This is a genomic window from Nostoc sp. UIC 10607 (genome assembly GCF_047228265.1).
GTDB lineage: Bacteria > Cyanobacteriota > Cyanobacteriia > Cyanobacteriales > Nostocaceae > Nostoc > Nostoc foliaceum_A.
Genome location: NZ_JBIQNW010000014.1, coordinates 21,932 through 35,207 on the forward strand (window position 1 = coordinate 21,932; position 13,276 = coordinate 35,207).

Annotated in this window: 8 protein-coding genes and 4 pseudogenes; 5 read left to right on the forward strand and 7 right to left on the reverse strand. The window is 40.6% G+C overall.

Features of this window, described 5'->3' with window-relative positions; genetic code table 11:
* Positions 1 to 22: 22 nt before the first annotated feature.
* Positions 23 to 1,225 carry an AAA family ATPase gene (locus tag ACEYW6_RS15055; protein ID WP_412980343.1) on the reverse strand — a complete coding sequence of 401 codons (1,203 nt, stop codon included), beginning with the start codon at positions 1,223 to 1,225 and terminating at the stop codon, positions 23 to 25.
* Between the two features lie 468 nt (positions 1,226 to 1,693).
* A pseudogene (locus ACEYW6_RS15060) lies at positions 1,694 to 1,819 on the reverse strand (ISAs1 family transposase); the annotation flags it as partial.
* Positions 1,820 to 2,135: 316 nt separating this feature from the next.
* Between ACEYW6_RS15060 and ACEYW6_RS15065 the strand changes: the two are divergent.
* From ACEYW6_RS15065 to ACEYW6_RS15080, 4 genes are all read left to right on the forward strand, one after another.
* A complete protein-coding gene (locus ACEYW6_RS15065) occupies positions 2,136 to 3,470 on the forward strand; it encodes an ABC transporter substrate-binding protein (protein WP_412980344.1) in 1,335 nt (444 codons plus the stop codon).
* A 73-nt stretch (positions 3,471 to 3,543) separates the two neighbouring features.
* Positions 3,544 to 4,455, forward strand: coding sequence for a carbohydrate ABC transporter permease (locus ACEYW6_RS15070; RefSeq protein WP_412980345.1), 912 nt, complete (start codon positions 3,544 to 3,546; stop codon positions 4,453 to 4,455).
* A 3-nt stretch (positions 4,456 to 4,458) separates the two neighbouring features.
* Positions 4,459 to 5,343: a carbohydrate ABC transporter permease gene (locus ACEYW6_RS15075; protein ID WP_412980346.1), complete on the forward strand. Its 885-nt coding sequence runs from the start codon at positions 4,459 to 4,461 to the stop codon at positions 5,341 to 5,343.
* Between the two features lie 8 nt (positions 5,344 to 5,351).
* Positions 5,352 to 6,455, forward strand: a complete 1,104-nt coding sequence (locus ACEYW6_RS15080) for an ABC transporter ATP-binding protein (RefSeq protein WP_412980347.1) — start codon at positions 5,352 to 5,354, stop codon at positions 6,453 to 6,455.
* A gap of 83 nt (positions 6,456 to 6,538) precedes the next feature.
* On the opposite strand, the pseudogene ACEYW6_RS15085 reads toward ACEYW6_RS15080, so the two are convergent.
* The 3 genes and pseudogenes from ACEYW6_RS15085 to ACEYW6_RS15095 all read right to left on the reverse strand — a co-directional run.
* Positions 6,539 to 6,907 (reverse strand): annotated as a pseudogene (locus ACEYW6_RS15085) (bifunctional ornithine acetyltransferase/N-acetylglutamate synthase); the annotation flags it as partial.
* Between the two features lie 147 nt (positions 6,908 to 7,054).
* Positions 7,055 to 8,569, reverse strand: coding sequence for a response regulator (locus ACEYW6_RS15090; RefSeq protein ID WP_412980348.1), 1,515 nt, complete (start codon positions 8,567 to 8,569; stop codon positions 7,055 to 7,057).
* A gap of 18 nt (positions 8,570 to 8,587) precedes the next feature.
* Positions 8,588 to 10,564 (reverse strand): PAS domain S-box protein, encoded by a 1,977-nt coding sequence (locus ACEYW6_RS15095; protein ID WP_412980349.1) that lies wholly within the window; start codon positions 10,562 to 10,564, stop codon positions 8,588 to 8,590.
* 502 nt (positions 10,565 to 11,066) lie between these two features.
* On the opposite strand from ACEYW6_RS15095, the pseudogene ACEYW6_RS15100 reads away from it, so the two are divergent.
* Positions 11,067 to 11,637 (forward strand): annotated as a pseudogene (locus ACEYW6_RS15100) (IS66 family transposase); the annotation flags it as partial.
* A 60-nt stretch (positions 11,638 to 11,697) separates the two neighbouring features.
* Here ACEYW6_RS15100 and ACEYW6_RS15105 read toward each other — a convergent pair.
* A pseudogene (locus tag ACEYW6_RS15105) lies at positions 11,698 to 11,892 on the reverse strand (glycosyltransferase family 1 protein); the annotation flags it as partial.
* A 62-nt stretch (positions 11,893 to 11,954) separates the two neighbouring features.
* Positions 11,955 to 12,965 carry an NAD-dependent epimerase/dehydratase family protein gene (locus ACEYW6_RS15110; protein WP_412980350.1) on the reverse strand — a complete coding sequence of 337 codons (1,011 nt, stop codon included), beginning with the start codon at positions 12,963 to 12,965 and terminating at the stop codon, positions 11,955 to 11,957.
* Positions 12,966 to 13,276: the final 311 nt, after the last annotated feature.

The following is a 13,276-nucleotide window of genomic DNA, read 5'->3' on the forward strand; positions in this document are numbered from 1 at the left end:
AGTAGTATTCTTCCTGCCTCCTTCATACAAATAGTTGCGTAAACTCATATATTAAATCCACCCTGCCCTTACGTAACATGGCTGGATCTAATCTCTCAGTAGTGTTACAAGTCATCAAGACAACTAACCGTTGCTGCATCTGAATACCAGACTCATCAATTACACTCTGATACAAAGTGCCATCCAGTAAACTGAGAATGTGTTCGGTTTTGTTATTATATTGCGCTACCTCGGAAGCACGATTTTGCGCGAGATTATCAGCTTCGTTAATAACGATACAAATACGCTCTATGTAAGTCGGTGGGACAAAGTTAGCGATCGCATCATGATCTAAAATAAAAATTACATACCCTAAAGGTACAAGAATTTCTTTTGCTACTGCCTGTGTCCACACTGTTTTACCTGTACCTGGTTGCCCATGTACAACAACCGCTAACTGGTTTTGATTCAGAATCGCTTGTTGTACAGAATCAGTAAAATTTTGGATGTCTGCGGGAAATGTCCGAATAGAAAATTGACTATGAACTTTGCCTACACGACTTTGATATCCACTCAGCATAACTGCTAAGTCGTAAGTCGCTTTGTTAATTAGTGGCGCGAGATTTTTCGCCATTAAAGTATATTGTCGTCGCCCGCGATCGTAGGGATCAATTTGCAACCAAACGTCATACTTTGCCCAGTAAGCATAAACAGTATTGATAACGTCTAAGCGTTCCCAGCTAACAAATTTCTCTATAGGAAAATAGAAATCTCTTTCTGAGTAATACTGAGTAATAATGTCAGGATTACCCAACACACCTAAAACTCGCAGTACAGTAATTTCTTGCAGTCGATTAAGAACATAATCAATGGGAATGCTACTACGACTGACAAATTGAACAATGGGCGTTTCCGTACTCAAAATATCTTTGTACCGATGATCTGGTGATTGAGGATCTGGCGTGATGTAATTCCAAAATTTTTCAACTTCGTAGCGGGTATTATCAGATACAACATTTAATAAATTAGCCCACCAAGCATAATTATTTCGTCCCAAAATATCAGCAACATTACTCGCTAAATTCAAACTTTTTTGAGTTAATTCACGGGAGTCACTATACAAAAGTTGCCACAAAAACCCCCAGTCTAATTCTCGGTTAAACGGTCGCCAACCGCTAGAAAGCAAGCTTTGGCGGGTATTATTTGTAGGAGTGCCTTCATTGCTTCTAAAATAGTCAAAATCCATATTTGTTAGTTATGCAGCGTTAATCGACTTATTTTGTGTTAATTATGAGATTTTGAAAAACTTTTCTCGTAATATTAACTAATTGTGTACAAATGGTAATTTGATTTTCACCAAGGCGGCGGGAAGCCCACTTGCTTTTTGGGGTGTCCGGGATAGCCGCCCAGCCGCCGTTAACTGTTAATTGTTAACTGTTGACTGTTGACTGATGACTGTTAACCATCATCAGTATGCGCGTGTTATCCCGTCCCCTTTTAGGGTTGGGAGTAGCTCAACTTACTGTACTAGTAAGGAAACCTTTTTAATCTAACTCATCTTTATGTAATATACTGTACTACAAAAACACTATTTGCGTCAACTTTTTTGGTAAAGCAATTGCTCGCTGGGAGTTTACTTTTAGTTTTTGATGTACCTGCACCATTTATCCATCTCTAGATGAAGATTAATATTGTCATCGTGTAATTACTAGTTCATAGTATCAATTATTACAATATTTTCAGAGAAGCTTAATACCTTTAAAAGTTCTGGAATCGCCGTTATTTCATTTGATTTCTCATGCACTTTCACCTGTGCCAACACCAATCTATTTGCATTGCTCCCTCTTCTTCTAGCTAAATCTATCTTTAGAAGGTTGCGAAAAAGAAATTAATTTACATCTATAGCAGTAGCATTTAACTGTCTGATTAAACAGTTTCTTCCTGAAATGGATACAGTCTATTTACGGTTTGTTAGCAAAATGTTACTCTTGTTTACAATCAAATTGCTTATTTTTAAGCCAGCTTGATGTTAAGTTTATTGACTTGCTTGCTTATTATTCATCGCATTTTGATAAAAAAGTAATATAAAATAATCTTTTTTCAAATATTTTCTGTTTTTATTTCCTAATAATTACTATTAGCGATCGCTAGTGGTAATGTTGTACCGAAAGCCAATAAACAAGTTGCAAAAATTCATCCAAAAACGAAGTTATCTACATATAGGGGTTTTCCTAGCAACTCTTTTGAGCATTATACTGTTCAGTTGGGTAGCATTCTCGCAGCAACCAGTTATCCTCAATCTGTTAATGACTGCCCCTGATGCCCAACCTTGGAGGCAGGGTTTAATTAGAGACTTTGAGGCTGAGAACCCAGGTATTCGCATTAACCTGGTTGAAGGGCCGAATGCCACAAATTTGCTCGAAGACCTATATACCTCATCTTTTATCTTGGGTGAATCCCCTTATGACCTGATCAATATGGATGTCATCTGGACATCCAAATTTGCTGCTGCTGGATGGTTGCTACCTTTAGGCGATCGCATTTCTAAAGAGGAGTTGGCAGCATTTTCATCCCAGGATGTAGAAGGAGGACGTTACCAAGACAAGCTGTACCGCATTCCAGTGCGTTCTGACGTGGGAATGCTCTACTACCGGGAAGATTTAATCAAACAAGCAGGATTGAAACCGCCAGAAACCTTTGATGATTTGATCCGAATTTCCCAAGTCTTGCAGAAGAAAGACGAGGTGAATTGGGGCTATGTTTGGCAAGGTCGCCAATATGAAGGACTCGTGGCGATGTTTGCAGAAGTCCTCGATGGCTTTGGTGGTTTCTGGGTTAATGCCGACACCCTCGAAGTTGGACTAGATCGACCAGAAACATTACGAGCCATTGAGTTTCTACGTAGTACCGTTAGGGAGGGCGTTTCTCCTCCTGGAGTGACAACCTACCAAGAAGAAGACACCCGACGCTTGTTTCAAAGTGGTCAAGTAGCATTTTTACGCAGTTGGCCTTATGCGTGGCCTTTAGCCCAGGCAGAAAATTCGCCAATTCGGGGCAAAATTGCGATTAAACCGATGGTTCACGCTCCTGGGCAGACGGGAGCAGCAAGTCTTGGGGGCTGGGGTTTAGGGATTTCTAAATCCTCAAAACATCCCGAAGAGGCTTGGAAAGCAATTCAATATTTTACCAGTCGAGAAGCACAGCGCCGATTTATTTTGACCGCAGGCTATGTCCCTAGTCGCCGAGAATTGTTTACAGACCCAGAGATTGTTGCTAAATACCCACACTATCCGCAGTTATTAGAAGTTGTGGACAATGCCGTTTTACGTCCGCCGATCGCGCAATATGCCCAGACCTCAGATATTTTACAGCGTTATCTCAGCGCCGCCCTATCCGGTCGGATGAATTCTGAACGCGCAATGCAAGCTGCTGCTGCTGAAACGCGGCGACTGCTAGAAGCAGGGGGAGAGCAATTAAAAATTAAAAATTAAAAATTAAAAATTAAACAACTTGTGATTTCTGCCTCCTTTTTGCCAATGCCCAATGCCCAATGACAAATGACTAATGACAAATTTAAATACACTCAGAAGTCGAGAACAACAGACAGCATGGATATTACTAACACCCGCGCTGCTGCTGCTGTTGTTTGTATTTGCCTACCCAATTTTACGAGCATTTTGGTTAAGCGTATTTACTAGAAATCTGGGAACAGAGCTACAACCCGTATTCTCTGGTTTGGACAATTATGTGCGGATGGCGGGGGATGGTCGTTTTTGGCAGAGTTTGTGGGCGACAACCGTCTTCACAACAGCATCCGTAATCTCAGAACTACTGCTAGGACTGGGGGTTGCTCTAGTTCTCAACCAGGCGTTTTTTGGGCGGGGCATAGTGCGTACAACGGCGATTATACCTTGGGCTTTGCCTACCGCTCTGATTGGTCTGGCGTGGGCTTGGATTTTTAACGACCAGTTTGGGGTTGTGAACGATATTCTGCGGCGGTTGGGACTGATTGAAACTGGGATTAACTGGTTAGGAGATCCAACGCTGGCGATGATAGCAGTGGTTTTTGCTGATGTTTGGAAAACTACGCCGTTTATCAGTATCCTGCTGCTAGCTGGCTTACAGTCGATATCACAAGACCTCTATGAAGCTTACTCGGTCGATGGGGCAACTGCTTGGCAAAGCTTCCGCAATATTACCCTGCCATTGCTGCTGCCACAAATCTTAATTGCAGTGCTATTTCGGTTTGCTCAAGCTTTCGGAATTTTCGACTTGATTGCTGTGATGACTGGAGGTGGCCCTGGTGGCGCTACGGAAGTGGTGTCATTGTACATTTACTCGACGGTGATGCGCTACTTAGATTTTGGTTATGGAGCAGCCCTTGTAGTAGTGACATTTTTAATATTAATTGCTGCGGTGACGATCGCTAGTTTCTTGCTGAACAAATATCGTGCCAAAACATCAGGAGCCATTTAACCCATGAGTGTAACTCCAGAAGCAGTTCCAACGATTCCAAGACAAACAGAGAAAACCAAGTTTTCTCTGAAAAAAATCTTGCTGTTCATCATAGTTGTATTAATAGTGCTATTCAGCCTAGCCCCAGCCCTATGGCAATTGCTGACCTCGTTTAAAGTGAATGAGGATATTGCCGCCGTTCCTACTGTCTATTTCCCGACACGATTCACTTTCAATCACTACATTGAATTATTCACCCGTCGTCCATTTTGGCGCTACATCTTCAACAGTGCCTTTGTGTCGATTACTTCCACAGCTGTATCTTTAGCGATCGGCGCACCTGCTGCCTATGCCCTCGCACGGTTACGCCCTTGGGGTGAAAGAGCTATCCTCGCCAGCGTTCTAATCGTGACCTTATTTCCTGGAATTCTGTTGTTCTTAGGACTGTTAGAAATTATCCAGGCGCTTAGATTGGGCAACAATTATTTGGCGCTAATTATACCATATACTGCGATCAATTTGCCGCTAACAATTTTGGTGCTTAGAAGCTTTTTTCAACAATTGCCGAAAGACTTGGAAGATTCCGCTAGGGTCGATGGCTACAATACTTTTCAACTTTTGTGGCAAATCGTGCTGCCTATGACCCTTCCCGCCTTAGTAACTACTGGAATTCTCACCTTTATTTTTGCTTGGAACGAGTTTATCTTCGCTCTCACGTTTATGACCCGTGAAGAGTTGAAGACAATTCCTGTTGCTGCTGCTCAGTTGGGTGGTGCGACAGTATTTGAAATTCCCTATGGTGCGATCGCTGCTGCAACTGTCGTGGGGACGTTACCCCTAATTTTACTAGTTTTGTTTTTCCAGCGCCGGATTGTCCAAGGTCTTACCGCTGGTGCTGTCAAAGGATAAAAATCAAAATGGCTAAACTCGAACTCAAAAACTTAAACAAAACCTATAATCCTAAAGTCGTCCCTGTCAAAGACGTTAGCTTAACTGTAGATAACGATGAGTTTCTCACTTTACTTGGCCCTTCTGGCTGTGGCAAATCCACCGTCCTACGAATGATTGCGGGTCTTGAAGAACCTACTCACGGTCAGATCAAGATTGGGGATGTGGATGTCACCTATAAACGAGCAGCCGATCGCAACATTGCAATGGTATTTCAAAGCTATGCACTTTATCCCCACATGACGGTGTACGAAAACCTTGCTTCTGGACTCAAGCTAAAAAAAGTACCACCTACAGAAATTAAACAGCGAGTGGCAGAAGTAGCAGAAGTTTTGGGATTAGCAGAGTTAATGAACCGTAAGCCTGGCCAAATGTCTGGAGGTCAACGCCAAAGGGTTGCTGTCGGTCGTGCTTTGGTGCGTAATGCCGATGTGTACCTGCTGGATGAACCTTTAAGTAACCTGGATGCACTTCTGCGGGAACGAGTCCGAGCCGATATCAAGCAAATTTTTGCAGCACAAAAAGTTCCGGTTGTCTACGTTACCCACGACCAAACCGAAGCGATGACGCTTTCCACGAAAGTTGCATTGCTCAACAATGGTTATGTCCAGCAACTTGACCCGCCTGAGCGCATCTATAACCATCCAGCTAATCTATTTGTGGCTGGATTTGTTGGTAGTCCGCAAATGAATTTGCTGACTCTACCTTGTAAGGGACAATATGCGATCGCGGGTAACTTCCAAGTACTTCTCCCCAATATACCAACAGTACCACCGCAGATTGTTTTAGGAATTCGCCCAGAAGATGTTCGCATTGCTCAACCAGCTGATACACAGACTATCCAAGGGCAAGTATTTTTAGTGGAAAACTTAGGTATGCACTATTTGGTCAGTGTTAAGATTCAGGGTTCACAAACCGAAGCGATTACGATACGTGCTTTGTTGCCAACAGACCAAAATTGGAGTGGCGAGGATATTACACTAGCATTGCCCCCTGAGGATATTCATTGGTTTGATGTTCAATCTGGCCATGCTCTTGTTAGGAGACAAATGTTAGGTATCAGGAGCGTGTAGATTAACCCAAGAATCTATTTCTGGCAACCATTGGCATCAATTGTCACAATACATCCAGACAATAATCTGGTTCTTCTTGTTAATCAAGTTGAGTATTTGCCATTAATTTCTATATAACCCTCTGAAAGATCGCAACCCCATACAGTTGCAGAGGCTTCCCCAATATTCAGGCTAACATGAATATCTACTTTATCTTTGGACATAATTTGCCGCAACTGTTCTAGATTTTCATCAGTTAAGCTATTAGGATAAACTTTCACATTATCAAAACTAATAACAACTCGTTCTGGATTTATTTGCTGTTGATTTTCGCATTTGCCTATAGCCATAGCAACTCGTTCCCAATTCGGATCTGCTCCATAAACGGCGGTTTTTACTAATGGTGAATTTACAATTGCTTTAGCTACTGTTTTAGCTTGTGTATAGTTAATCGCTGAATCTACAGTTTTTTCATTATTTTGCGTAATTTCTGTAATTATCTCATAGCATTTACAAAAATCTTTGCGACACATCAATCATCTATAGGGACGTGTAGATATACGCCTCTAGCAGCGTATATGTAGCAAAAATTCCATCAATTTTTAATAGAAGCTAAAAACCTATAAGTCAGTTAATGTGAGCGCAAATGTCGTCCATCCGTTACCGCTTTCTACTTGAATGTTTCCTTGCAGTTGTTCGACTAATTTCTGCACTATAGGTAAACCTAATCCCGAACCACCTTGATTCCAGATGTCTGCATTGGGGATGCGATAAAATTTCTCAAAGATTCGTGGTAACTCTGTTATCGGAATTTCTGCCGAATTACTGGTAGTAATAATAGTTTTTGCGGGCGCTTCCGAGGAATTGTGACGTACACTTAGGTTAATTTCACCACCCGCAGGTGTGTATTTACAGGCATTATTGAGCAATTCTACTAAGATCCGTTCCAAACTAATGCCATCTGAGAATAGCGGCGGGAGATTTGAAGGGAGATTTAGCTGTAAAGTTTGCTGATGTTCTTGAACACGGATTTGAAACGGCTCAATAACCCAAAGTATCCACTGTTGTAAGACTAAGGCATCAGGTGTAAGAACTGGATAGGATGAGCTTTCTAGCCGTTGTAAGTCTAGTAGATCGTTGATTAATCCTAGCTCGCGATCGCACTCACTTTCCATCAGCTGTAGATAGCGTTGAGCTTCCTCAGTACCAGGAGATAATTGTATCATTTGAATCATCATTTTCATGTTACTCAGAGGCGATCGCAGTTCGTGGGAAACCAAATTCAAAAAGTCATTTTTGAGTTGATTTATTTCCTCCCATTGGATCACAAGTTGCTCTTGCTCAATTTGCTTTTTACGCGCCTCAATCGCTCGTTTGTGCTCAGTAATATCTCGAAAAACTAACACAGCGCCTGTAATATTATCTTTATCATCTTTAATTGGTGCAGCGCTGTCATCAATTGGTCTTTCTGCACCATCTTTAGCAATCAAAATAGTTTCTGCTGGGAGATTGACTATAATACCATCTTGAAGAACTTTGATGATTGGGCTTTCAATAGGATTATGAGTTTCTGCATTGGCAATATTGAATACTTCTGATGAATTCCTGCCACAAGCTTCTTCTTGTTTCCATCCGGTTAGATTTTCAGCAACAGGATTCATAAAAATTACCAATTCTTTAAGATCGCTAGCAATCACACCATCACCGATACTTCTTAAAAGTGCATCTAGCCATTTTTGGTTTACTTTTAATTGCCTTTCTAAACCATGCTTTGTAAGGGTTATTTCAATATTTATTTGTAATTCTTTTTCTTTAAAAGGTTTCAGAAGATAGCCAAACGGCTCAGTTATTTTGGCTCGTTCTAACGTATCTTCATCTGCATAAGCAGTCAAATAAATTACTGGAATATCCAAACGCTTATAGATTTCTTGGGCAGCTTCTATCCCGTCCATTGAACCTTTTAGCTTAATATCCATTAGCACTATATCTGGGCATATTTCTACTGCTTTATTAATTGCTTCTTCTCCTGAAGAAGCGATAGCAGGAACCGTGTAACCAAATTTTATCAGTCGATGCTGTAAATCTTTAGCAACAATAGCTTCATCTTCCACAACTAAAATTTTTGCGTTTGTCATACTATAGTTATTTTATATTTAAATTAATGCAAATGTTAGTTCACACTCTACTCCCCTAGCACCTTGGATATTGATATTTCCTCCAAGTTGATTGGTTAAAGCATCTACTAACTGCCAGCCTAAAGAGGCCATGTTTTTAAAATTAAAATTTGATGGTAAACCAATTCCATTATCGCTAACTACAAGTGTGGCTTCATCTTCATTATTTTTTTTAATTCCGATATAGATTGTACCATTTCTACCTGATGGAAACGCATATTTCAAGGAATTTGATACAAGCTCATGGATGATTAAGCTACAAGGAATTGCTGTATCCAAGCCTAGAAATACATGATCATCGATATTTATTGTCAGAGCGATCGCATCTTCGTTTACTTCATATGCACTAAATAAACTTGCTACTAAATCTCGAATATATTCACCAAAATTAATTCTTGCCAAGTCTTGAGACTGATACAATTTTTCGTGAACTAAAGCCATTGATGCAATCCGCTGCTGGCTTTGTTTGAATATTACCAAATCGTGTTTATCTTTAATATAAGCAGATTGCAAGCTTAACAGACTAGAAATAACCTGTAAATTATTTTTGACCCGATGGTAAATTTCTTTTAATAACACCTCTTTTTCTAAGAGTGATGCTTGGATTTGCTCTTCCCACTGCTTGCGATCGCGCTGCGCGGCTTGCCGTTCGCTAATGTCTTCGACCACAGAAATAAAATACTTTGGCTCCCCACTAAGTTCGCGCATTAAAGACACAGTGAGATTAACCCAAACTATGGAAGTATCTTTGCAGAAATAGCGCTTTTCCATCGAGTAAGTTTGAATATTATCTGCTAAAATCTGGTCAATATATTTCAGGTCGGCGCTAAGATCATCTGGGTGAGTAATATCTTGGAAACTTAGCAACTGTAGTTCTTCGGGTGTGTAACCGAGAATATTGCAAAGCCTCTGATTAACTAACAACCACTTTCCATCTATTGCTACATGGGCGATGCCAACAGCAGCTTGATGGAATGCAGCACGAAATCGCTGTTCGCTTTCTCGCAATGCTTGTTCCATTCGGTGGCGTTCAGTAATTTCTGTCTGTAGTGATTGATTAATTCTTGTTAACTCTGCTGTTCGTTGTTCAACTATGATTTCTAGTTGGTTAAGTAGATTACTCAGTGCCTCCTCTGCTTGCTTGCGCTCAGTTATGTCAGTATGTGAGCCAACCATCCGCACTACGTTACCGTCTTCATCCCACAGTGCTTGACCTCGATCCAAAATCCATTTGTAAGTGCCATCTTTACATAAAATTCGATACTCAATAGTGTAAAACGGTGTTTTCTGAGCAAAATGCTGTTGAATTGTTTGTGTCACCCAGTCAAGTTCGTCAGGATGCACTCGTGTCACGCATTCATCTAAATGGTTAGAAATTTCGTGGTCTTCGTAACCAAGCATTTCCTTCCAGCGAACCGAGAAGAAAACTTCATTGGTTTTAACATTCCAGTCCCAAATTCCATCATTATTGCCACGCAAAGCTAATTGCCAGCGTTGTTCACTTTCTCTCAACACCTCCTCAGTCCGTATGCGTTCAGCAATTTCCTTTGCTAGTTGGTAGTTTGCAGCCTCTAGTTGGGCAGGACTAGGTAGAGCCAGTGCTTGTGGGATTAATGGCACAAGTTGTATAGCAGTTAATACTGAGACAAAAGCGGTGATAGCTTTGAGTAACCCTGATAGCCAATAAGTAGGATGCCAAAGCGTCCACACGTCCATCAAATGGGTTGTGCCACAAGCAACAATGAATGCACCAAACATCAGGAATATCCAGCCGAAAGGCACATCTCGTCGTTTACGGACAAAATAAACCAACATCACTGGAATTGAATAATAAGCAAGTCCAGTTAACACATCTGAAACCAGATGCAACCACACCAACCCTGGTTTCCAGAGGTAGCAATGTCCGTGAGGGATAAACTGGCTAGTAGAGAAAAAATTATTTAAAAATTCCATCATAAAAATCTATACATTGTATAAGTCTTCACCAAAGCCCGAAAGAAGAGGTTTTTAGCCTAAAACGTCTGTAGACCCGCAGATGCCTAGAAAGTGCTTACTCTTCATGAGAACAGATTCGGCGTTCATCAGGGCTTTACCGTACTAGCCGTAGGCTATAATCGAGTAGCAGCTAGAGCTTCTACATTCTTTATCCGTCATCCTTTCTGAGTTTTTCAACCTGATAATGTAAGGTTTATTGAAATTAAAGTACCGCGATCGCTTTGATTTTTGTTACCGTAGATTCTCTGAAATGAACCATTTACATATATAAATGCCTTCACCAAATCACGGTAATATTTCGCTTATATAATGTAATTCTTATGGGCTTGTCTAAGTAAATTTACTAGAAATTGCTTTCAAACTAATATAATTTTTATTATGTAGTATACAGATATTCTCTTAGGTAAGGATTCAGGTGGCAGAGTATTGACAAAGGGGACACTTGAGGGGGAGTATCACAAATATGAACCAAAACCTGCCGTACTGTTTTAGACCGAGAAAGTTTGAACCAGTTATCAAAAGAAGAACTGGTAGAGATAATTATTGAGCAGGGCAAGGCAATATGTGAGTTACAGAAAACAATCTTAGAACTACAGCAAGAAGTAGAACGTTTAAAAGTCAGCCGAGACTTAGATAGTTTTACCTCATCGAAACCACCATCTGGGGATATTCTGAAAAAGAGCGAAAACAAAACAGCATCCCTGGACGGAGAATCGAATCATCCCAAAACAAAACCAGGCGGGCAACCAGGGCATCAGGGAAAAACGCGTAAGGGTTTTGGCAAACCGAATGTTCATGTGGATGAAACGCCTTGGTCAGTTAAAGGTATCAAAGAATGGTTGTGGGTAGTTGCCAATTCTGATTTCTGCTTGTTTACTGCTGCTGACACTCGTTCTAGAGCCGAATTAGAAACAATTTTAGGGACTAAATATGGGGTACTCAGCAGCGACGATTTTAGTGTCTACAATGGTTATGCAGTGAGTGACCAACAGAAATGCTTGGCTCATTTACGCCGTCACTTCAAAAAACAAATTACAGCACTTTGCAACTAAATGAGGTACAGAACCAAGGATTCACAAATCAAATTATTCTTCTTCCTCCAGCCTTAACATGGGGCGATCGCGAACTTCTTTGGAGTATAGCTCATTGACTCCAGGATGGATCAGAAACACTTCATGTCCCTACTGTGGCAACCAGCGAACCTGCTGGTGTACTCCCATAGAAACCCCAGACATGAACGGAGCATATAATGCTGTAAAAATCGCAATGCGAAGAGGTTGTTTATTCATGGTCTAACACTTGATATCTATGGATAATGGTCTAACACTTGTATGAAAACTTTCTAAATCAACTAAGGTGATTCAATTATTTTTTGGATGTCTGTTTTTCTCAGCCATTCCTGTATGTGCTGCATCCCCTCTTGTAAATCAATTTTTGGTTTATAATCCAAAATTGTTTCTGCTTTAGCAATAGAATAAGCATAGGGGCGAGTGATGAAATCTATAGATTCTGGCAGAATATCGGCTTTCTTGCCAAATAGTTTTTGTCCTTGAGAACGTAGTTTTATCAGAAGTTTAAGTTCATCTTTTGGCAGAGAATTAGGCGCAGGCACACCTGCTATGTCTACCAAATAAGTAAAATATTCTTTCCAAGATGTTTCTTGTCCATCAGTGATATTAAATATTTCACCGTAGGTTTCTTTTTCAATCGCCAAAAATATAGCATCAATCAAGTTATCTACGTATACATGATTGATAACTCCCCTCCCATCGTTGGCATAGACAAATTCTTTTTGGCGCATCATCAGAATGGGTCTGACTATCCAGGGAATACTTCCTGGTCCATAAACATCGCCTGCTCTAATGATGATGATGCCAAAATCTGGCGGGGAATTCAGTTGTAATATTGCTTCTTCAGCTTCTATTTTTGTCTGACAGTAAGGATTATTTTCGCCAGACAACGGCCCAGATTCCGTGATGCGATCGCAATAGTTGAAACCATAGACCATACCACTCGAAAGATGCACAAAGTTTTTGACATCAGCATTCTTAGCAGCTTTAGCTATATTGACAGTGCCCCTAACATTTACCTCACGAAAATGGTCAATTGACCCACCTTCTTTAGCTAGTTCAGCCGTATGTGCAACAACATCTACTCCCTGACAAGCCATTTGGGCAGTAGCTGGATTAGTAACACTACCAACAATCACCTCAACACCGAGTTTTTGCGCTTTTTTAGCTTTATCTGGGGAATTTTGCAGTCCACGGACTTTCATTCCCTTTGCTATAGCTAACTCAGCAAAACGCAAGCCGATAAATCCATTAATTTCTGTGATGAGAAGAGTTTGGTTTTCGATGTTCACAGATTTAATCTACCACTGTTCTATTGTTACAAATTCAGGTGTTTTATCCACTTATTACATATAGTCAAAGTGGTTTAAATACTACCTATAAATCTCATTCGCTTGTGATTTATAAGCATATTATGACAGCAAGATACTCAAATGCAACTCAAATGCAACTCATACGCAACTTGATCAATACTTGATTAATTTTTTGTAAAAATCAAAAAGTCATCCGTATAAAAATGCTAGAAATAACGCTCTAGCATTTTTATGCGAATGACCTAAGCTTATTAGTGATTAGTCAGCTTTGCTGTCTCATGCGCTACTCT